This is a genomic window from Metabacillus sp. YM-086 (assembly GCF_048059995.1).
Classification (GTDB): domain Bacteria; phylum Bacillota; class Bacilli; order Bacillales; family Bacillaceae; genus Metabacillus; species Metabacillus litoralis_B.
In genome coordinates, this window is record NZ_JBLUOI010000026.1 from 19,612 (window position 1) to 41,326 (window position 21,715).

Annotated in this window: 26 protein-coding genes; 20 read left to right on the plus strand and 6 right to left on the minus strand. The window is 32.2% G+C overall.

Annotated elements, in window-relative coordinates; all coding sequences use genetic code 11:
- The first annotated feature begins 317 nt into the window (after positions 1-317).
- From ACEWK1_RS12750 to ACEWK1_RS12775, 6 genes are all read left to right on the plus strand, one after another.
- Positions 318-2,135, plus strand: a complete 1,818-nt coding sequence (locus ACEWK1_RS12750; RefSeq protein ID WP_212137985.1) for a reverse transcriptase/maturase family protein — start codon at positions 318-320, stop codon at positions 2,133-2,135.
- A gap of 106 nt (positions 2,136-2,241) precedes the next feature.
- A complete protein-coding gene (locus ACEWK1_RS12755; RefSeq protein ID WP_098796791.1) occupies positions 2,242-2,982 on the plus strand; it encodes a M23 family metallopeptidase in 741 nt (246 codons plus the stop codon).
- Positions 2,983-3,037: 55 nt separating this feature from the next.
- Complete coding sequence (locus ACEWK1_RS12760) at positions 3,038-3,631, plus strand: hypothetical protein (RefSeq protein ID WP_212137986.1); 594 nt, start codon at positions 3,038-3,040, stop codon at positions 3,629-3,631.
- Positions 3,632-4,312: 681 nt separating this feature from the next.
- On the plus strand, positions 4,313-5,029 hold the full coding sequence (locus ACEWK1_RS12765; protein WP_251406671.1) for a type II toxin-antitoxin system PemK/MazF family toxin: 717 nt from the start codon (positions 4,313-4,315) through the stop codon (positions 5,027-5,029).
- A 218-nt stretch (positions 5,030-5,247) separates the two neighbouring features.
- The gene (locus ACEWK1_RS12770; RefSeq protein ID WP_251406673.1) at positions 5,248-6,441 is read left to right on the plus strand and encodes a hypothetical protein; all 1,194 of its coding nucleotides are present in this window, start codon (positions 5,248-5,250) and stop codon (positions 6,439-6,441) included.
- Positions 6,438-7,460 (plus strand): hypothetical protein, encoded by a 1,023-nt coding sequence (locus tag ACEWK1_RS12775; protein WP_212137988.1) that lies wholly within the window; start codon positions 6,438-6,440, stop codon positions 7,458-7,460. Before ACEWK1_RS12770 ends, ACEWK1_RS12775 begins: the two co-directional genes overlap by 4 nt.
- Positions 7,461-7,485: 25 nt before the next feature.
- On the opposite strand, the gene ACEWK1_RS12780 is transcribed toward ACEWK1_RS12775, so the two are convergent.
- Together ACEWK1_RS12780 and ACEWK1_RS12785 are read right to left on the minus strand one after the other, a co-directional pair.
- Positions 7,486-7,668, minus strand: coding sequence for a hypothetical protein (locus tag ACEWK1_RS12780; RefSeq protein WP_212137989.1), 183 nt, complete (start codon positions 7,666-7,668; stop codon positions 7,486-7,488).
- Between the two features lie 433 nt (positions 7,669-8,101).
- Positions 8,102-9,082 carry an aldo/keto reductase gene (locus ACEWK1_RS12785; protein ID WP_098796829.1) on the minus strand — a complete coding sequence of 327 codons (981 nt, stop codon included), beginning with the start codon at positions 9,080-9,082 and terminating at the stop codon, positions 8,102-8,104.
- A gap of 200 nt (positions 9,083-9,282) precedes the next feature.
- Between ACEWK1_RS12785 and ACEWK1_RS12790 the strand changes: the two genes are divergently transcribed.
- Together ACEWK1_RS12790 and ACEWK1_RS12795 are read left to right on the plus strand one after the other, a co-directional pair.
- The gene (locus ACEWK1_RS12790) at positions 9,283-9,543 is read left to right on the plus strand and encodes an AraC family transcriptional regulator (protein ID WP_212137990.1); all 261 of its coding nucleotides are present in this window, start codon (positions 9,283-9,285) and stop codon (positions 9,541-9,543) included.
- Between the two features lie 60 nt (positions 9,544-9,603).
- Complete coding sequence (locus ACEWK1_RS12795; protein WP_212137991.1) at positions 9,604-9,939, plus strand: YolD-like family protein; 336 nt, start codon at positions 9,604-9,606, stop codon at positions 9,937-9,939.
- A 213-nt stretch (positions 9,940-10,152) separates the two neighbouring features.
- Here ACEWK1_RS12795 and ACEWK1_RS12800 read toward each other — a convergent pair whose 3' ends face one another.
- On the minus strand, positions 10,153-10,662 hold the full coding sequence (locus ACEWK1_RS12800; RefSeq protein WP_212137992.1) for a hypothetical protein: 510 nt from the start codon (positions 10,660-10,662) through the stop codon (positions 10,153-10,155).
- A gap of 269 nt (positions 10,663-10,931) precedes the next feature.
- Here ACEWK1_RS12800 and ACEWK1_RS12805 point away from each other — a divergent pair, with 269 nt between their 5' ends.
- Complete coding sequence (locus ACEWK1_RS12805) at positions 10,932-11,369, plus strand: hypothetical protein (protein ID WP_251406675.1); 438 nt, start codon at positions 10,932-10,934, stop codon at positions 11,367-11,369.
- Positions 11,370-11,528: 159 nt separating this feature from the next.
- On the opposite strand, the gene ACEWK1_RS12810 is transcribed toward ACEWK1_RS12805, so the two are convergent.
- The 3 genes from ACEWK1_RS12810 to ACEWK1_RS12820 all read right to left on the minus strand — a co-directional run bounded on the left by ACEWK1_RS12810 (position 11,529) and on the right by ACEWK1_RS12820 (position 13,031).
- Complete coding sequence (locus ACEWK1_RS12810; RefSeq protein WP_212137993.1) at positions 11,529-12,224, minus strand: hypothetical protein; 696 nt, start codon at positions 12,222-12,224, stop codon at positions 11,529-11,531.
- 149 nt (positions 12,225-12,373) lie between these two features.
- A complete protein-coding gene (locus tag ACEWK1_RS12815) occupies positions 12,374-12,889 on the minus strand; it encodes a hypothetical protein (protein WP_212137994.1) in 516 nt (171 codons plus the stop codon).
- Positions 12,846-13,031 (minus strand): hypothetical protein, encoded by a 186-nt coding sequence (locus ACEWK1_RS12820; protein ID WP_212137995.1) that lies wholly within the window; start codon positions 13,029-13,031, stop codon positions 12,846-12,848. Before ACEWK1_RS12820 ends, ACEWK1_RS12815 begins: the two co-directional genes overlap by 44 nt.
- A gap of 4 nt (positions 13,032-13,035) precedes the next feature.
- Here ACEWK1_RS12820 and spoIIP point away from each other — a divergent pair, with 4 nt between their 5' ends.
- The 11 genes from spoIIP (at position 13,036) to xerS (ending at position 21,659) form a co-directional block, all read left to right on the plus strand.
- Positions 13,036-13,527: a stage II sporulation protein P gene (gene spoIIP / locus ACEWK1_RS12825; RefSeq protein ID WP_311315564.1), complete on the plus strand. Its 492-nt coding sequence runs from the start codon at positions 13,036-13,038 to the stop codon at positions 13,525-13,527.
- Positions 13,528-13,904: 377 nt separating this feature from the next.
- Positions 13,905-14,168 carry a CPCC family cysteine-rich protein gene (locus ACEWK1_RS12830; RefSeq protein WP_212137997.1) on the plus strand — a complete coding sequence of 88 codons (264 nt, stop codon included), beginning with the start codon at positions 13,905-13,907 and terminating at the stop codon, positions 14,166-14,168.
- Positions 14,169-14,486: 318 nt separating this feature from the next.
- Positions 14,487-15,050: a hypothetical protein gene (locus tag ACEWK1_RS12835; protein ID WP_416636357.1), complete on the plus strand. Its 564-nt coding sequence runs from the start codon at positions 14,487-14,489 to the stop codon at positions 15,048-15,050.
- Positions 15,051-15,186: 136 nt separating this feature from the next.
- On the plus strand, positions 15,187-15,999 hold the full coding sequence (locus ACEWK1_RS12840) for a DUF4362 domain-containing protein (RefSeq protein WP_212137999.1): 813 nt from the start codon (positions 15,187-15,189) through the stop codon (positions 15,997-15,999).
- A 691-nt stretch (positions 16,000-16,690) separates the two neighbouring features.
- The gene (locus ACEWK1_RS12845) at positions 16,691-17,560 is read left to right on the plus strand and encodes a hypothetical protein (RefSeq protein WP_212138000.1); all 870 of its coding nucleotides are present in this window, start codon (positions 16,691-16,693) and stop codon (positions 17,558-17,560) included.
- Between the two features lie 15 nt (positions 17,561-17,575).
- Positions 17,576-17,902, plus strand: a complete 327-nt coding sequence (locus ACEWK1_RS12850; protein ID WP_212138001.1) for an STAS-like domain-containing protein — start codon at positions 17,576-17,578, stop codon at positions 17,900-17,902.
- On the plus strand, positions 17,895-18,452 hold the full coding sequence (locus ACEWK1_RS12855; RefSeq protein WP_212138002.1) for a type II toxin-antitoxin system VapC family toxin: 558 nt from the start codon (positions 17,895-17,897) through the stop codon (positions 18,450-18,452). Before ACEWK1_RS12850 ends, ACEWK1_RS12855 begins: the two co-directional genes overlap by 8 nt.
- 550 nt (positions 18,453-19,002) lie before the next feature.
- Entirely contained in the window at positions 19,003-19,149 is a 147-nt protein-coding gene (locus tag ACEWK1_RS12860) for a hypothetical protein (RefSeq protein WP_231309847.1), read from the plus strand.
- A gap of 49 nt (positions 19,150-19,198) precedes the next feature.
- Positions 19,199-19,933 carry a Fic family protein gene (locus tag ACEWK1_RS12865; protein ID WP_098796777.1) on the plus strand — a complete coding sequence of 245 codons (735 nt, stop codon included), beginning with the start codon at positions 19,199-19,201 and terminating at the stop codon, positions 19,931-19,933.
- Positions 19,934-20,022: 89 nt separating this feature from the next.
- Positions 20,023-20,427: a type VII toxin-antitoxin system HepT family RNase toxin gene (gene hepT, locus ACEWK1_RS12870; protein WP_098796774.1), complete on the plus strand. Its 405-nt coding sequence runs from the start codon at positions 20,023-20,025 to the stop codon at positions 20,425-20,427.
- Between the two features lie 83 nt (positions 20,428-20,510).
- Positions 20,511-21,659 carry a tyrosine recombinase XerS gene (xerS, locus tag ACEWK1_RS12875; protein ID WP_396653920.1) on the plus strand — a complete coding sequence of 383 codons (1,149 nt, stop codon included), beginning with the start codon at positions 20,511-20,513 and terminating at the stop codon, positions 21,657-21,659.
- Positions 21,660-21,715: the final 56 nt, after the last annotated feature.

The window sequence follows — 21,715 nt, forward strand, 5'->3', positions numbered from 1 at the left end:
GAGTTAATTGTAGGCTCATTACGAAATACACACTGATGAATTGCATGTCAGCTGTGCGTAGTCTATCGTTGACCAACTACAATCAGTAGTAAAGGGCGAACGTCATATCCGACATTACATCGTGCTTGTTCTTATATGTACTAAATGGTGATTACCTACGTCAGAATGCTTTAATAAAAAGCTATGATAAATAGTATCTGAATATCTGATATGGTAACGGAGTTCTCGTAGTAGTCCGAGGTGGGGAAAGCCCATCACATGGCGAAGGAGAACAGCTTATCAAGTCTAACTAAAATTGGAAAGGAGCGTGAGGCTCTATGAGAAGTCCAAACACTGTGTTAGACAGTCTAGCAAAACAATCAACACGCGAAAACTACAAATTTGAACGAATCTATCGAAATTTGTATAATGTGGAATTCTATTTAATGGCTTACACTAAGATCTATGCGAAAGAAGGCAATATGACACAAGGTGTCGATAGACAAACCATTGATGGGATGAGTCTAGAACGTATAGAACGATTAATTGAAAGTATGAAAGATTGTAGTTATCAACCTAAACCGTCCAAAAGGGTATACATTCCAAAAAAGAAAACTGGTAAAAGACCATTAGGCATACCATCTTTCGAAGATAAACTCGTACAAGAAGTAGTAAGGTTGTTAGTCGAAGCGATATATGAAAAAACATTTTCTCCACATTCTCATGGGTTTCGACCAGAAAAAAGCTGTCATACAGCACTCATGCAAGTAAAAGACAGATTTTCCGGAGCAAAATGGTTTATCGAAGGAGATATTAAAGGTTTCTTTGATAATATTGATCATCACAAGTTAATAGCACTACTTAAAAGAAGAATTGAAGATGAGAAATTCATCAATCTGATTTGGAAGTTTCTGAAGGCTGGCTATCTAGAAGACTGGCACTATCACAAAACGTACAGTGGTACTCCGCAAGGGGGTATTATCAGTCCAATCCTATCAAATATTTATTTACATGAACTTGATGAATTTATCATGTCTTACAAGGAGAACTTTGATAAAGGAAAAGGAAGAAGACAAGAGTATCGTACACGTGAAGCCAGACTCTACCGTGCGAATGCTAGGTATAAAGAGAAATGGTCTGAAATGGATGAAATAGAAAAAGAAGAAGCACGTCAACACTTGGACGAGTTGAAAAATCACATGATGGAATTACCCTATAAAGACCCTATGGACGAAAACTACAAACGAATACAATACGTGCGATACGCCGATGATTTCATTATTGGGGTTATTGGTAGTAAAAAAGATTGTCAGCAAATAAAACATGACATCAGTAATTTTCTCAATCAAGAAATGAAAATTGAATTGTCTCAAGAAAAAACTCTCATTACTCATTCTAGTAAAAGAGCAAGATTTCTTGGATATGACATCAAAATTAGTCATGATAATAAAACGACAAAATACACGGCTAGTGGACATAAACAAAGAACAAGAACAATGAGCTGTGAACTATTACTACCTCATGAAGTTTGGCGTAATAAATTAATCGAATATAAAGCGTTAAAAATAGATAAAAAAACAAACAAATGGGAGTCTACACATCGAGCACATCTTTTACAAAATGATGACCTTGAAATATTGACCATCTATAATGCTGAAATAAGGGGTTTGTATAACTATTACAAACTAGCGAATAACGTATATAAGCTAGATGGATTCAAATTCATCATGGAATACAGCATGTACAAAACTTTCGCTAATAAATACAAATCAAGTGTAAGAAAAATTCATAGAAAATACAGTATAAACGGAGACTTTTCGGTAAGGTATGATACTGCCAACGGCAGTAAAATTGCTTATTTCTATAAAGATGGATTCAAAAAACAATTACTCCCATCTTCATACTCTGATGTTGATGTGATTTCTAAAACAAGGAAAATTATTTATAACCGAACAGGTTTAATCGAAAGATTACTTGCAGGTCAATGCGAATGGTGTTACTCAAAAAATGTAGAACTAGAAATCCATCACATTAAGAAACTAAAAAACCTTGATGGCAAAAAAAGATGGGAAAAGCGTATGATTGAACGAAACCGTAAGACGATTGCGCTCTGTAAGAAGTGTCATCTCGATTTACACAACGGTAAGTTAGATTGATAGGTGGAGAGCCGTATACGCCGAGAGGTGTACGTACGGTTCGGGGAGGAGTTCTTGGAAACCTAGTATAGAAATATGCCAAGGCGCTGGGTTCTTACTCTACTTCATGCCTTGTACCTGGGTTGGTTGGCAAGATCCTACATGTAGCGGAAATGGTAAAGGTAATATATCAGAAAGTAATAAAAAGAGCATTTCATATATTAGTAGAATGGGAGGATATGGAACAGACGGGAATAATGATGGTGAGGCAGATATGTGGAACATATGGGATGCAGTTTTTTCATCCGCACACCTTTTAAAGGATAATGGTTTTTTAGAAGATAAACGTAAAGCGATTTATAGCTATAACCATTCGAATGCCTATGTTGATGAGGTTGTACACTATGCAGAATTATTTGCTTCAAATACTGGTGGTACTCCAGAAGTAACCAAAGGAAAATTTATGCGACCTTCTTTAGGGCCCATCACAAGTCCGTTTGGTCCTCGTTGGGGGAAATTACATGCTGGTATTGATATTGGTTCAAATGCTTCAACAGACCCTATTGTAGCCTCTGCGGATGGCGTTGTAGTTAGGTCCTATACATCTTCAAGTTATGGAGAATGTATTATGATAAAACATAATATCGAAGGTGAAACTTATACTACGGTTTATGCTCATATGGTTACTGGTAGTAGAAGGGTTCAGACGGGACAAACAGTTCAAAAAGGGCAAGTGATTGGAATAAAAGGAACAACAGGTAGCTCTACAGGTGTACACCTTCATTTTGAAATTCGTAAAGGGGATTGGTCAACAAATAAATCAAACGCTATTGATCCAATAGGATCAGGGCTCCTGCAATTAGATTAGTAGGTGATGAAGTATTAAGAGATTTATATTATTCTTTACTGGATATATAGTTTTAATGGTTATTGGTGCTGGAGTCTATTTATTATTTTTTAAAACTAACTCGGCTGATATTGCACAAGGGAAAGAATTAATGAATGTACTAGACGAGAGTTTAGTACATTCTTCAGATGATGAACATAATCATAGCCATGATCATAATGAGGCTGGTTATGACTATGATGTTGAAATTATAGAAGAATTTCAATCTGTTGGTAATACGATTGACTTTATGGCGGCTACATTGATAGAAGAAGAGAGGGAGTATTTTTCTTCACTTTTTTTACCTGAGAACCTTTCTAAATCAATGTTTGAGTATAGTGACGATCCTTCAAGTGAGGATGTCATTCTTCAAATGATAAGAGAAATTAATAGAGAAGGAAAATTAATTGAAGTGAATTGGGAATCTCATATGGCAGAAGGTAAATCCTTTTCAAGGGATGATCAAGATATAAATCTTCAGCTTATTTACAATGATAATAAGATATCAACTGCAAAAATAGATTTGCAATTGGTGGGAACAGAACATTTTAATAGCGAAAGAATATACTATATAAATAATAGTCCTAAAAACTTTGTTGACCAGGTAAAAGAGAACCTAAAAGGTCTATGAAAAAGTAAATAAAAGCCAAAAAAGCGACTCCGAAGAGCCGCTTTTTTGTTACACATTTTAAGAGGATGAAAAAACATCCCTTTAAAAATTTTAGGATACATTAATAATAGCATTTATATTCATATTTATCAATTGCTATTTTAGCTTTCAAACTTCTCTATTCTTGGATGATATTTCTAGTTTAGTTTATGTCCAAATTTAGGTAAAATATTTGCATTCACACTTTTGCTTTTGAAGGAACAGGAGTAGTAGTACTCTGTTCTTTTCCCGTGGCTCCTTGCTTTTTAATCTTGTCAAAGAGTGAATTTTTTTCAAAAAGCACTTTGTCACCTCCAATAATAGCTGTGTAATTAAATATAGGATAAAAACTGAACTCGCAAATACAGTAAATCCCTTAATTGCGTTAATATAAGACACTGCCTTTTTATGAGATGAAAGTCTCACGTACGGTATGAACAAGAGGAAAAGGGAGCGATAACTATCTAACACAACCGGTTGGAAGGGGGAGTGCTTTTGTGCCTAACTAATGGAGTATGAATAATCTAGTACTATACGGATGGAAAACATTGAATTGTTATTAATCTAATACTATCTATCTGTATTTTTTCTTTAAGTAACTCCGTTAATAAGAGTATAATAGAGGAGCATTAGAATTATATACTTGAAGTAGGAGAGGTCTGATTGAGAACAAATAAATACAAAGCGAAACTAAGTGGTTTCAAAGCAACTCCAAGTGCAAATATACCTAAAATGCATGAAGATCTAGAGTTAATTAAAGACAGTAATGAACTACTATCAGATTTATTTAATGTAATACTGAAACAAAACCAATATTATGGTATTCGTTGGTTAATGGGACTGGAAAGATATGTTTTAGACCAATCAAAAAAAATTCCTCGTATCTTTAGGAAAAATCTATCTAGAGGCCATATAGTGGAAGTTGAGTTATTTGGGCATTTTAACAAAGAACTAACATTTTTACATCCTGCAGTAGTATTGTTTGATAATAATAAAGGGCAACTTCTTGTAGCACCTATTACTTCGGGAAAACACGGAGATAGTGATCCTCTTCATATTGATGTTGATTCAAGTGATGGACTTCATCATGAAAGTGGAATTTGTTTAGAGGCTATTCGTGGGGTAGACAAAAATAGGGTTTTATATCAACATTCAAAAGATGGAAAAAATGCAAAAGTTAGATCAGAAGTATTGGATAGGATTGATTTAGCAGTTATGGAGCATTTCATGCCTAATATGTTTAAAAAATTTAAAGATGCAGAAATTAAATTAATTGAGGAACAACAAAAAAATAAAGAATTAATGGATGAAATTGAAACATTGAAAGAGCAATTGAAACAAAGTGCATACCAGACAGCGGCTGCTACTCTAGAGGAATAAAATATTGCAATATGATGGAATATGTAGTAAAGTATCAGTATATAATATAGTATGTTGTGCCTTAGCGCACCGCGTAACCGAGCGCATTCAATGTTTGGGAACATTGAGTCCTAGCACTCCGCGCAATTGAGCGCACCGTTCCCACGAACCCTCCTCATCTTTACATGGGGAGGGTTTTTTCGTACTTATAATCATATAACATGGGGGGAACTGTTAGAGTGGAAGGTAAGTGGAATTCTAGAGAAGATATATTTAGTTATCTTGAAGAATATTCTCAAAGTACCAAAGAGCAAATTGATAATTATAAAATGAAAAATACTCTCTTAAAGTCATATGTGTTTGAAACATTTAATGAAAGCCTTTTTGAGTCTGTACCTATTTCGAAAGAAATTTTAAATATTCAGAATTTATTTGGTGACCAAAAACATTTTCTTAAACAAATAGATGAGGAACTATATACTTTAAATGAAAATAATAAATTAGTAGGGTTTATCGAGCAGATAAATCCACGATTTTGTACATTATATACGACTGAATCTTCTAAGTATTCAGACCAACTAGCCCAATCTTATGTAAAGAAGTCAACAACCTTAGACTCTTTATGGATTTCTGGTAAAATGTATGACAACTTTTTAAGGGAAATTACTTTATACCATCCCCCAGAACGTTTTACAAAAATGAAATTCGAGTTTAATTCAATGTTTGAAATAGATCACCTAAATAAAGAAAAGATTATAGAACATAAAGCTTCGTCGGTATCATTAGTGGAAGAGTTAGGTGGTATAGTACATAAACTAAATGGAGTGAGACAGTACATCTCTTCTTTTCACTCAGTTGGAAGTTTACGCTTTCCAAGTCATGTTGGAAAAGGTGGTCATGATGTATATCAAAATGGTAAGTTTACAAATCGCTCCGATAGCTTTTCTGATCATCGTATGCAACTGAAACAAATAGTCTCAGTATATCAAGATATGACAGAGCGTTTGGAGAAAAAGGCGTGGATAGAGGTAGAGGAAATAAAGAGTAAGAATAATCTAATAGATAATTCTTTTAAGGCAAGTCCCGTTACAATTAGGTTTAGTAAGCCTTTAAATAATTATGTATTTAATAATTTTGTGGAATACACTTTTCCGAAAGGAAGAGAACCATTTAAAATTTATGGTGAAATAAAAAGGGTGAGTGAAGAAAGGGTGCACATTTACGGGGTAGATCTTCACTTATGGCAAAATGTTGTTCTAGATTTAAGTAAGGAAGAATTTATTCTATTTCTTCCAAAAGGTACATGCGGGAATACAATTCACCGCTTAGTAACTAATATTCAGAAATTCTTAGATCCACAGATTGATGTATATATTGGTAACTCTCCGTATGAAGGAATATTAAATCAAGTAATAGGTGGCAAAGATTTATGAAAACAGAATTGACTCCATTATTTCAACTAAATTTGCTAATACATTTAAGTTTACCATACCCGGAAGGTTCTAGCTTAAACCCATATTTTAATAGGCAAGGTTATTCTTTAAAACAAATAGAAAAGACTATACCACTTGACCTGGGGAGTATAAAAAAGTTAAAAGGAATATGTGAACCTAAAAGAGCAGTGACACCAGAAGTAGTCTTATATAAGGACAGTGATAAAGAATATTTATTAATTGAATGCAAAGTCCAAGACTTTGATGTTGATTGGACACATCATGGAACAAGGCAGGCTGCTGGATACCTGAGTTTACCATTGGATCATTTAAAAAATTTTTTTGGATTAGAAAGTAAAGCGAAAATAAATACAAAAGTTATTTATGGTGTTAATCAACAAAAAGAACAACATATGTTTGAAACTCTGCAATCTATTAGTGAAACAGTTAAAGATACGTTGGGACATGCTATGAAGCATGATACTTTTGGAATTGAAATTAAACCAGATGGTTTATACTTATCAGTGCGAAATGGAGAGGAGTTAGAGAGTCATAGGGTTATAAATGAAAAAACTTTATTAAACAATGCTCTGATTTATATTATTCCAGTAGATATTAATGGTCAATTAGAGAAAGAAAATGGAGAAATTCTACAAACGCAGGTTCGAAATTCTATAAGAAGTGTTATAGGTAAAAATATCGGACCACAACCTTTTTCTTTTAATAGTACAAGTATTTGTGAAAAAATTAATCCTGTTTGGGGACAATTACCGGTCCCATTTAAGAAGAAAATGAGGCGGTGGGTTCATAATTATATAAAAGAAATTATCGAACAAATTGTACAAATGGGTATAAATGTAACTGTACATGAACAGAATTATTCGTTCACTTCAGTTGAAGAGAAAAAAATTAAAAATGTAAGAAGATACCTACTTTCAGATAGATTCCTTGAAACCGGACAAAATATTTTTGAGAATTTTGAGCAACTGACGATCGATGAATTTTTAGATGTTGTTTAAAATGGTTATAGGTAAGAAAATCATACTAAAATAGGATATTAAATAAAGACTTCCGTAAATCTGAAGATATCCTAGAAAAGTAGACAAAGGATTCAGAAATAAGACCTGTTTTTTCCACAATGATTTGACAACGGTCATTCATCTCTTGACTGACCGTTGCAATTGGACAAGCTATTGAGATAGGTTGAACAGACCAATCCGCTCGCATGTAGTATCATCATTGACGCAACGTTTAGGTATAAGCATGAAGGGGAATTTTCGATTGTGACCGAGAAGTTAAAGAAGCTAGCATTTTCTAACTCTTAAATAAACTTCGTGTAACACAACTAAACCTAAGTATAAATAACGTCTTAAACCATTGAAATTACTGGGATTTAGACGGTTTTTTCAGGAAAGAGAGATAAGTGTTATTAACACATCAAGTGGGATGAAACTCTAGGATTCAATCCAAGTCTCTTTTTTCATCAATCGGCCATGTTGTGGAAACTCTTATAAGTACACAATTGACTAAATACTGCGCAATAAATATCTTCATTTTTAGGTGATTTTGTTAGAGCAAGTGGAGATTCCTCGAAGATTATAAGAAAACCCAATCTTCCTTGTAAAGAAAATTGGGTTCTCTTTTATTTATAAACAAAGGATTAATTATGACCAACTATTGGGTGTGGTGCATATGGTTCTTCTAAGTATGTCATTTCTTCAGGAGTTAGCTTAACTGATAAAGAACCTACAGCACCATCGAGATGAGAGATTTTCGTTGCACCTATAATGGGCGCAGTTACTGGTTCTTTCTGTAGTAGCCAAGCCAGTGCGATATGAGTTCGTGGAACTCCATGTTTTTCTGCCAATTCAGCAACTCTCTCTACAACATATCGATCTGCTTCAGCAGTCGCATCATATTTAGATTTTAATATGAAGTCTGTTTCGGAGCGTTGAGTTGATTCCAACCAATCACGGGTTAATCTTCCTGATGCAAGCGGACTATATGGAGTCACCCCAATTTTTTCTTCTTTACAAAGAGGAAGCATTTCCCTTTCTTCTTCACGGTATATGAGATTGTAATGATTCTGCATCGAAACAAAGCGAGTCCAGCCATTTTTTTCAGCTACATGTAATGCCTTTTGGAATTGCCATGCGTACATGGCTGATGCACCGATATATCTTGCCTTTCCAGCTTTCACCACATCATGTAATGCTTCCATCGTTTCTTCGATAGGGGTATTGTAATCCCAACGATGGATAATATAAAGATCTACATAATCGGTTCCCAGTCTCTTCAGGCTCTTATCAATTTCACTCATGATTGCCTTTCGGGATAATCCTGCGCCATTTGGACCTTCATGCATTCGGCCATGTAGCTTTGTTGCGATTACAACTTCATCACGATTGGCGTAATCCTTTAGAGCTCGTCCAAGAAATTCCTCACTGGTTCCCATTGAATATACATTTGCCGTATCAAAGAAATTGATCCCAAGATCAAGTGCTTTTTTAATAATAGAGCGACTTTGCTCTTCATTAAGTACCCATTTATGAATCCATTTTTCTGCTTCACCAAAACTCATACAGCCAAGACAAAATCTAGATACATCCAATCCTGTATTACCTAGTTTCACATATTCCACTTCTTTAATCCTCACTTTCATTTATTAACACATATCTATTTTTAGTTAGGATATTGCACTTCTAATTATGTCACAAATCAGGAACTAAACCTAAACCCATTACTATCAGGTTTTTGCCTAATCCTATCAAATCACTTCCTCACTCAACCAATATCAAGTAAAATGAAACAATCTAAGATGAACGAAGAAGGAGATAAGATATGTCTGAGAAAATTGATAAGCAGAATGAACTACGAAAACTTATTGAGCGTTACACATGGCAGGATGGTGTTCATCAAACCTCTATTTCATCTTTATTTCTCATCCGTGAATCTATTATTACCGAACCCATCTCTAGGGTTAATGAGCCCTCTTTTTGCATTATCGTACAAGGAGAAAAAGAGGTATGGTTAGGAGAGGAATATTTTAGGTATGGTCCTTGGGATTACATTGTTTATATTAAAAGTCAATATATTTATTAAATATTAATATATATAAAGTTTATTTATATGATGTTATACATTTTATGGGGGGATGAAAAATTGCTTAGGGACAGAGGAAATATCAAGTGGGTTTCAATGATGCTCCCTGAACATGTAAAACTCTTACGAGATTGGGAGAAAGAAGATGAGTTTCAAAAAATGCCAGAACTTGATGAACAACAATTTGAAGAAATGAATAAAGTTATCTGCGAGTCAATGGCTCTTGGTTCACCGATTTCGATGCTGTTTTTTGATAATAAGCAATATAAAACAATTATCGGAAATATTCACTATGTAGATGAGCAAAATCAAAAAATTAGAGTGGTATCTAGAGAAGGGAAGGCTTTTCAAATTTCCTTCAACTCTATAATTAATGTTGACCTTAACAAGACGTAAAGCCAGTATGTTTCGCTGGCTTTTGTGTTTTAGTTGGACTTAATTCATTATGAATCGCGGTGTGGATTACGAAAGGTATAAATATGCCTACTATTTCCTAAGAGATGTTTAAGATCAATGAAAGCAATTAGATAAAATTACATAGGAACAAAGGGGACGAAAATCCTCTGTCCCCTTTGCTTTGTTTGAAAGTGAACTATTAATCATTACAAACTATTTTATTGGATAGAATTGCTGTTGGATGTCTTTTATATTTCCAGTATTCATGTATTGGAGTTCTTTTATGAATCTTGAATTCTTACTGTCGTAACTAAAAGAAGCTATTTCCCTAAACTTACCATCAAAAAAAACAACTATCTTAGTTTTATGCAGCTCTGTCTCGAACCACATTTCTCTGATATTCTTGATTTTTTTATTTGAATTTATTAACGTGTAGGTCTCTTTTTGATCTTTAACCATTAATCTATAATTAACTTCATCGGGGGTAAAGGCTGACTGTTCTTCGTCATTATTTGAACTTGACCCTATATATACTGATATTACTTCATTTGTTCCATTACCATCTAAATCCTGTTCTATTTCTGATAATTGTGTATAAATACCAAGCTTTTTTGGATCAACAGCAGAACTTTCGATATATTCTTTTTGGTTTTCCTTTTGTATATTATCGTCACAACCAATTAGTAAAACAAATAAGGTTAATAGGTATAACGTCTTATTCAAACTAATCACCCCTTGTCCAAATAACTATGCAAAATTGTTGAAGATCAGACTTACTTTTATGATGTCTTTTAGAAAAAATAAATTAAATGAAATATTGATTGATAATAATTACGGTAGATAATTAAGGCAATAATTGTAAATAATAACATTAATTAAGGAAGTGATTATTTATTAAGATTATAAAAATATCCCTAATATGTTTTGTTTTAACCACATTTTTTCCATTTGTAGCTAAAGCTAGCAATACAACAAGTGAAGAGTTTCAGAAATTGTTTTTTGATATTGGCTACAAAGAAGTTTATAAAGCACTACAAGAAAGTAATAATCATTTTAAACGTGAAATTGCATTACCATTACAAATACCTCCTATTGAATTTACGCATGTTTTTGGAAGGTTTAATGATTCAGAAGGTGTTGTAAATGATGGATTTGAAATTGAGTATCACCATAAAGATAAACCAAAAAATAACTATGTAATTCGGGTTAAACCAGTTAAATTTGGTCTTAAAATTATTGAGAAAAATATAGACCAAACATTTAAACTTAAAGATGGAAGTAGGGCTATTTATAGCTCGAAAATTGCAGGGGTTAATCTTCTTATATTCGAGAAAGATGATTTTCAATATATTTTAAGCATTAATAAAAAGGTATCCAATCAAGTACCCACAGAAGTTTTAGTGGAGATAGCAAACTCAGTTAGTTACTAATCCCTAAACAAAAAAAGCATCGTGGATGCGATGCTTTTACTAAGCTTTCATTAATAAAAGAGGTTTATGCTTCTAATGTTAGGTTGGACGTAAAAGGGATAGATAAATGATAATTATGGGTAGAGCAACTTATTATAAATTGTGTGGAATTAAATTAGTTTAATTGATGGGAATAACTTTACCATCTTTATTCGTTACATATATCTTATATGAGTCAATTTTAGATATTGATTCTAGTTCCTTAGAATTTAAAACCTTCTCAACTTTATCTTGAATTTCTCTTGCTATATTTTGAGTTTCTGCATTGATACTGTCTAAAGATGTTTGTATAGTTAGAGAACTTTGATAATCAGTTTCTATATCTCCAATCCCTTCATAACTCTTTAACACCTCTATAACTTTGTCTGTTATGCTTGTTAATTCCTTCAAAGCTAATTGATTATCGACTTTATCACCTTTGTTTGTAACAGATTCTTTACTAGCAATAGTAACTAAAACATCAAAAGAAGGATCATCCTCTTCTAATATTGATTCTTCTTTTGCTAAGTTAATAATGTTCCTAATTCTTTTCTCGACTTCTTTTTCACTTAAGCTTTCGTCCATCGAATCAATTTGAATAAGCTGCTTAGGAAAAAGTTCAATAGTGTTTAATTTTAGATTCGAATCACTTAATTTCTCATTAATAAAGTCCTTTAATTTAAAAGTTCTTTTTCTAAACTCTTCATACTGTTGTTCATTCAATTCTTTACCTTTTAGAAAAATTACCTCATCTTTTTCGGCTTGCATTTTTAAAGAGACAACGGAAACAACTAATATAAAAGCTAAAAGAACACCAACAAAAATTATCTTTTTCAAATTAGACACCTCCTCTTATAAGGAATGTCCACTTTAATTAATTTATTACAGAAAAATTGTAATACACAAATTAGTAATCTACTTCTCTAATTAAATATTTTTCTTTCTGCAGTTAAAATAGGTTTAGTAAAAAGTCCTTCTAGGCAATCTTAGGAAGGGTTGTCATCCGTTTGATTTTTATAATTTTTATAATCCATAAATTGTTTTTGGATCCATTTTTGATTGTTTTTTATTACATATTCCTCTACAGATATTAGCCGGTTGATGAGCTCGGATTTAGAAAGACGAGAGTATCTTCTCTTAAGAGTTTCTAAATCTCTATTTAAAATCAATTTAGAATAGTCAAATTTATAAATCTTTTTGTTATTTCCCTTAGTTGAATTGTTTCGTTTTTTATATTCGGAACTATGGAGCTTATAATAATCATAAGATTCATGGTTAGTGCGAATTGTATTGACATGAACCCCTTTATTTTCAGAGTCTAACTCCTTACTAATTTTGGAGATTTTACTAAGCGTAATATCTTCATTTGACTTTAACAGATAATCAATACTTCGTTTTACTAAAATAAGTGTTCTTTCTTTTTTTTGTTTATATACTTTTTCTAACCATTTTTTATTATTAACTTTTATGCTTGAATTGGATCGGTGGGTCGTAATTTTCATCTTCTCTAAACCTCTCAATTAAGTCTATTTCTTGTAGCTCTCGATCACAATCTTTAATTACATTCATCATACGATTCACTTCTGGAGTTAATCCCATTCGTCTCCATTTTTCTGCACTTTTTATAGCCCAATCTTTCATCATAATAATTTCATTCTTTCTAGAAGGTTCAGGGATTTTTACTGATTTTCAGGGATTAATGAAAGAAAAGGGGTTAAGGTTTTCAAAGTCCTACGAGGTTACAAGGCCAATTATTAGTAAGGCACTCGAAGAAAATGAAAATATAAAGTTAATCTTGGATATTCACAGAGATTCTCAAAGAAAAGACCAGACAACCACAGATATTAATGGTGTCAGTACTTCGAAAATTAGCTTTATAGTTTCTGGGAGTAGTAATAAATTTGATGAAAATATGAGTATAGCACAGCAATTTCACAATAAATTAGAAGAGAAATATCCAGGAGTTTCATCAGGTGTCTTTATACAAGGTGAAGATACAAAAAATACTTATAACCAAGATCTCTTTGGCAATTCATTAATGGTTCAAATTGGTGGAGTCGATAACACCTTAGTTGAGGAATTCAACAGTACAAAGATATTATCAGAGGTTATAGAAGAGGTATTATTAGAACTACACTAAAATAAAAAAATGAGTTTGTCTCTAAAGACTAGGCATATTTCATGTTGAGATGTGCCTTTTTAATTTAGAAACAAAGAATGTATAAAAACATAAACTGAATAATTCAATAAGAAATGTAGCATGAGGTGGATATTTTATGTGAAGCGAGAGTTGATTAAGAGGTAGTTAATCATCTTCCACAAACAAAAGCGCCTTTAATGAATAAGGAAAGGCCTTTTGTAAGTTAAGGAATGATTGTTTAGAGTTGTTTGTAAAGTATTTTCAGTTCGTATTATTTTTTTCGTGACCCTTCAGTTAATTTATGAACATAAAGAACATAAAGTGGATAGTTATAGAAAATATTGGAGACTTTCTTCTATATAGAGTGAGGTGATTACATGAAATATACTTGTCCTTGTTGTGGATATAAAACGCTGGATGAAGAGCCAACAGATACATATGCAATTTGTAAAATATGCTTTTGGGAAGACGATGGTGTACAATTTCGAGATCCAGATTACCAGGGGGGAGCAAATGATGTTTCATTAAGGCAAGCACAAGAAAACTTTATTAAATTCGGTGCATGCTCAGAATTTTGTATAGATTCTGTTAGAAAACCAAACGAGAATGATATAAAAGACCCTAACTGGAAACCTTTATAGGAGTTATAAACACTCCAATGTTCGATCTTCCACAATAAAAGCGCGTTTATTGAAACGCGTCTTTTTTACGGAAAAAAAGATTGAGTTGAACGAGTGGCTTTGAAATAATTGGTATTGAGGAATAGGGCAGCATTTTCCGAAAAAATTATTTTTACTAAGTAATATTTTGGGAAGGAGTAAATCTGGTGATAAAGACATATTGGAAAACTTTTGCGGTTATTGCATTGTTAATTTACATATAAACAAATCACAGATGACACTTATGACGGGATGTCCATAATTCCAGAACACCACAAAGATATTCCTCTGTTTGAGGGATTGAAACCAACTGAACATCAATATGTGGTTAAAGGAAATAAATGGATTGATATTTATAATTTTTATTTAAAAGAGCTACCTGCCTTGGTGTGGAAAGTTGAATATGAGGATTCTGCTCTTAATGATGGCGATACTGAAAATGATTGGTCAGGGTTTTATTCCCGATGGATAAAAGAAGGATTTGACGGTGAGTTATGGATATCAGCAAACTACAATCAATTTGATGAACAAACAGAGGTCATCTTTGACAAAACACCTCTATATAATTCAACAACCTGGATTGAAGAAACTCCAAAAAATATCTGTATTTATCAGAATCAAAATGATGAAAAATGTCATGAAATAGAAGAAAAATCTAAGGTAGAGAAAATCGTAAGATTTATAAATGATGCAATTGAGTGGGATAAGGAAGTATTATCTAGTGAAAAAACAAGTGTCATAGAATTAGGAAATACAGAAATAAAGGTTTTTTATGAAGATGGCAAAGAAATATATTTTCAATCAGAAAAAGGTACAAAATTGATGAAACCAGACCCTGATTTCTTTAAACTTACAAATCTTTAATAATAATTGATTTATTCCATTAAAGGGCGCAAATGTGTAAAATATTTGCGTCTTTTTTAAGTAGACAGCCTTTTAGAATAAGGTTTTATACATAATTACATATTGATGGACATTCCTTATATAAGGGGGGATTACATTGAAGAGAGTATATTTTTGGCTGTTAGGTTTACTTTGTATATTCATTCTTACAGTTATGTTTGTAGATTTTTATTCCAAAGAACCTGAACAAGTTTACTCCGAGACAAACAAAGCATCTGAAACGTTGCGAAAGAGTATTTTAGAGGGGTTAAAAGATTACAAAGAAGTGACTGATGTTTTGCCAAACATTACTGAAACAATGGCTACTTTTACGATTTTTACAACATTAAAAGAAACTGATGAAGGCTCTGAGAGTAAAGCTGAAGAAATTAAAAATAAAGTGGATGATATAGTGTCTTCCAAAAATATTGAAGTTGCTTACGCAAATTACTTTATAACCGTAACTAATATAGAAGGAGAAAATCTGTTAGCAAGAAGTTTGGACACTTCGTTTGATAAACAAATTAAAGATTTTGGTAAAAAGCTTACGAATCAAGTCCCTGAAAACTATAGTAAGAAAAATGCCATAGAAAACGGTGATATTCTACCTGGATTTATTACTGAAACTCAGAGAAGAAGAATTAATGAGTTTATTAGTAATGTAAATAATAATAAATCAGATTTTATTCGATTCGTTCGGTTCCCTTCACCTAATAGCCCCATAATTACAGAGTTTCAATTTAATGGTGAACTTATTTACTATCGAGAGGATAGCACCAGAGTTAACAGAGACAACCGAATAGACCAAGATGAAGAGGTTATACAAGTCCAGGAGGAAAAAGTAAAAGAAGATTACTGTAAGAAACTAGTTAAGGATTCAATAATGTCATATATAACAGATTGTTATAAAAATGATGTGATTGAGTTTTGATGACTATATATTCTAATGGTTGAATCTTAACTAATTTATAAAACAATGTTAAAAAATATAGTGTAGGTGCTCATATAACTACCTCACTTTTTTTAGTTTTATATTTCTTTTTATGTCACTTCAAGGAAATAGTATAGGATTAATCTTCAGCAATCAAGAGCTAATCTTGAATAAGGATGTGGGCCCTTTATCATTTTATAGGTATAGGAGTACTTTAAAATAAACTAAAGAATAATGTGCGAAATATAATACTTATAAATGAAGTTTCTTATCCAAAACTGAATTAGATTGAGAAATCTATACATGGTAGGAGGAGAGAAAGCCCAAATGCAACTTTTATTGTTCTAATTTTTGCAGGATCATTAGCTATATGCTTAATAGGAAAAAAACTATTACAACATGGGCTGTAGAGTTTTATAAAATGAAAGCTAATAACGTCTTCATTCATTGGTAATATTGGAGTTGAGGCGTTTTTTATAAGAGCAGTGTTATTAACTCTTCTTCGAGGAAGAAACACTAGCTTCTACCTTACCTTCTTCCACAAAGTGACGCTTACCATAAATGGATAAAGTAAGTAGAATGTTACTTATAGCATATGTACAAATGATTAATAAATTGGTTTCTAGGATTTACAGGAATCTAATTAAAGAGTGTCGAATTTAGAGGAAAACTATTAAAGGGTGTATTATATTTGGAACAAGTTAAAATAAAAGTACCATACAAGGTTAAAAATGATGTTTTTGGATTTACATTTCTTCTCAACTTATTTGAGGAAACTAAAAAGTATAGTAGGAAACACATAATTTTAGAATTTAACAATACTCGTTGGTTTGAAGCTAATTTAGTAGCAGTATTAGGCGCTTGGATTGAGTTTCACAGGAAAAGCAATAAGATATCGTTTACTTTTGAAAACCTCAGTAAAAGAATTCGAAAAGTGTTTATGAAAAATGGATTTTATGAATTTTATAATTTGGGTTCTGAAAGAGATGATTACGGCAGCACAATTTCATATAGAATCTTTAATGTTGATGAAGAAGAGATATTTATAAAATATATACAAGAAAATGTTATACCAAAGATACAACTGGAGTTAGAAACTAAGGTAGCAAAAGGTTTTATAAGTAGTTTAACAGAAATTTTTGTTAATGTAGACCTACATGCTAAGAGCAACGAGGTAATTACCTGCGGACAATATTATTATAAAAATAAAAAGGTTTGTTTTACAATAGTTGATATTGGTCAAACAATAGGCAATAATGTTAAACGTAAACTTAAAAACCCCTTTATAAGTGATAGCGAATCAATTGATTGGGCTACAAAATGGGGGAACACCACTAAAGCCCAAGGTGAGCCTGGTGGAATTGGGCTACATATAATAGATGAATTCCTTGAAAAAAACGGGGGTACTTTTCAAATTATTTCGGGTAGTGGTTACTGGGAAAAGAAAAATAATTATGTTAATTTTGTTGAAATGGACTCTTACTTTCCAGGAACAATTGTTAACATACAATCTAGTTTAGAGAACACTTTTGAAGACATGTCGCTGCATATAGAGTTCTAGAGGAGGAAGACATAGATGCTAATCATAATTAAAAATATTATTGGAACTAATTTTGCGGTGTCACCAGAGAATGGGGATAAGGTTTATGAAAACATTAAAAGCAGATTAATTAATGATCTCGATACAGTAGTAAGTTTTGAAGGGTTAGAACAAATAACTACAGCTTTTCTTAATAATGCTATTGCCAAACTTTACAATGATTTTAATCCTGAAAAGTTAAATCAGTTTCTAAAAATTACTGACCTAGATACTTATGATTTATATTTATTGAAAAAAGTAATTGAAAGAGCCAAACTTAACATCGAAGAAAGAAATATCAAGGGGGAATTCGGAAGTGAGTAAAATAATAAAAATTTCAGAATATAACCCTAAAAGAGAAGATAGATTCTTCTTTGATGCTAATATATGGATGCACTTATTTTGTAGTGTGGGTAACTATTTCCAACGAGATATAAACTCATATAACTCTTTTTTTCAAAGAGTTCTTGAAGCTGGGTCAAATATATATGTTACATCAATGGTGATTTCTGAATTTTTCAATGCCTATTGTAGAGTGGAATATGAAATAACCAGGGGAAACAGGAGTTTTCATGAATTCCAATATAAAAGAGACTTTCGGAAAAGTGAAGAGTTTGAAGAATTAATAGGATTAATACATAGTATTTTAAAAAGGAAAATTCTTAAAAATACAAACAGGTTAAATGATGATTTTGAAAGTATAAATATTGATATGTTGTTTAGTGAATCAAAGGATTTCGATTTTAATGATCAATATTTTATTGATTTATGTAAGGAAAATTCTATTGCTATAGTTACACATGACAGAGATTTCTTTAAGGTTTCAAAAGATGTAACTATTTTAACTAATCATAAGCGTCCAATACACATTTAATTTTTCGATAACAAACAACAACTAATCTTTGGTGTTTTTCACTTCGTTACTTATCTTAAAATATTAACTAAGGACTTCGGGTAAGATACGAATGTTGATCAGTTAGTTGAACATAGTAATTAATAATTTTAAAAACAGAAAGGGAGGACATGCTCCCTAAACTCTTCCGAGTTAAACTTCGTATAAAATACTAATTTTACGAATAGTTGAATATAGAAAACAAAACAAATGTTTGCTATAATAAAATTAAGTCAATTTATGAAAGTTTTTCCGAAATGAATTTGAAATATGTTAGAAAATTTAAGGTGATAAAATTGATCGGTTATATGAAGTTTGATGTAATGTTTTTTGATGATTTATTGCAAAAGTAGTTCTAAAACCACCTGGAAGTGACAGACCATACGTTATTAATTACATTGAAGGGTTTAATAAACAATTTCCCCCTAACCCTAAGGGATCCATAACTAAAGAAGAACTAGAAAGATGGCTAAAATGGCGTGTATTTCCCCCTACTAGGGCCAATACCGATGAATTATTAAATGTCCTCGGGTTGAAAATTTATAACCGTTGGGGAATCGTTCGTAAAACACATGGAGTAATGGCAGATGATGAAATATGGCTTCGTTTTAATGGTGAATCCTTAAAGCATCGAGATATTGTTCTTCGTAAATACCTTTACTATCCAGATGAGCAATAAGAATAATTTAAATTTATCAAAATTATGTTCATGTAAAGGATGATAATCAATGTTTGATGAAATCAATCGTAAAAAGGCCGCATTAGATACAGCACGGCCATTACCAAAATACACATTAAAAGGCCTCAGAGAAAAGATGTTGCTTGAATGGACTTATAATTCAAATGCAATTGAAGGTAATACACTCACTATTAATGAAACGAAAATAGTGTTAGAAGGAATAACTGTAGGTGGAAAAACTATGCGAGAACACCTAGAAGTTATAAACCATCGTGATGCTATTCAGTATGTTGAGGATATTGTACATAAAAGTGATCCCTTATCTGAATGGCAAATTAAAAATTTGCATCGGCTAGTACTTAAAGGAATTGATGATGAATATGCTGGGGTTTATCGTGATCAACAAGTATTCATATCGGGTGCACAACATACTCCTCCAGCACATTACTTGATTTCTGAAAAAATGATGCAAATGATGAATTGGTATCATGACGAAGGAGTTAAACTTCATCCAGTCGTACGTGGTGCAATGTTACACGCTATTTTTGTTGGTATTCATCCATTTATCGATGGAAATGGAAGAACATCACGCTTATTGTTAAATTTAGAGCTGATGAAGGATGGGTATCCACCAGTTGTTATAAAAGTAAAAAATCGATTAGCATATTATGAGGCACTTGATTTATCACATACAAAAGAGGATTATTCTGATTTTATCCAATTGGTTGCTGAAGAAGTAGAAGATTCTCTGGATTTATATTTAAGCGCAATTAGCAAAAACTGAAACACCGTAATGTGCCTTATATTAAATGACTTTATATTCCAATGATTAAATTAATTGTAACTATGTTCTAGAAAGTGAGTCAATCTTAAATGAAGAATGATGTAATTCTAAATAAAATCAACGTTATTGAACGTTGTGTTAAACGAGTCAAAGAAGAATATGACAATAATCCCGAAAATCTACAAAATATCACTAAGCAAGACTCTATCATCCTTAACTTGCAACGTGCGTGTGAAGCAAGTATTGATTTGGCGATGCATATTGTTATTGAAAAGAAAATTGGTTTGCCGCAAAATAGTCTAGATGCTTTTACATTATTAGAAACAGCCTATATTCTCCCCTCTTCAATCGTTCAAAAAATGAAGTTTTTAGTGGGTTTTAGAAATATTGCTGTTTACGATTTTCAAGAAACCAATTTATCTACCTTACAAAGATTAGTTGAAGATCATTTGATAGACTTTATGGAATATACAAGATCACTACTATTATATTAATTAACAATAAATTTATTATGTAAACAACTACTCGTAAAAATTGTATTTTACACGAAATTCTACATAATTTCCAATTAGAAAGGATGTCTTTATTGGCCAATACCAGACAACATCAAAAACACAAAGAAAAATATAAAGCATTATACTCTCAAATGCCAGAATATGTTAAGGATTATATATTTGCTATGGAGGACAACAAGCGGTCTCCCTCCACCCTATTAAATTATTTATTAGATTATCAAGATTTTTTTAAATGGTTAATACAGGAAGGAATCTCAGAAGCAGATCATTTAAACGACATTCATCATGATATTTTAGCTACCCTCCCCCTTGAGTTAGCGAAAGCATACTTTAGGAAGTTGGAAGAAGAAGAATATAATGTTTCTAAGCATGAAAAGAAAACTCGTTCAAAGTCTATCATTAACAGGAAGAAATCAGCTTTACGTTCTCTTTTTAAATACCTAACGACTCAATATGAGGGTAACGATGGTGAGCCACTATTTCATCGTAATGTTATGCAAAAAATACCTGTCATAAAAGAAAAAGAATCATTAAATTCCCGAAGTAATAAAATGGCAGATGCTATCTTTCAGGACGATTCTGATATTGATTTCCTATATTATGTTAAAAATGATTATGAGAAAGGGCTTTCTAATCGTCAACTATCCTATTTTTTAAGAGATAAAGAAAGAGATTACGCCATCCTCTCCCTTCTTCTAGGTAGCGGTATACGTGTAAACGAGATTGCTGAAATTAGAATTAGAGATCTTAACTTTGAAAAGAGTACAATATCTGTTATGAGAAAAGGTGATAAGAAAGATATTGTGACTGTCTTTGCAGAGGTTATGGAAGATATAGAGGCATATTTACATATAAGGAATAAGCGATATAAGGGTACTAATGCAGAGCATGAATACTTGTTTCTCTCAAAATATAATAAAGGTTTCTCCCCTGCTACAGTTAGAACAATTCAAGATCTAGTACGAAAATATACTAAAGCGTTTAATAAAGGAAAACGCAGCATGTCTCCTCATAAATTACGTCATACATATGCGACTAATCTAATGGACGAAACTAAGGACCTCTCCCTCGTTATGGAGCAGCTTGGACACACTTCTGAAACTACGGCATTATTATATGTTCATACCAGTCAAGAGAAAGCTCGTAAAGCCGCCGAAGCGTTATCTGAGCGTAGGAAACGTTTAAAAGACGCTGATAAGGATATTTTTTAAACTAGAAAGGGGATTGGTAATCCTTTCGAGATACAGATAATTAAGCTCTTCAATTG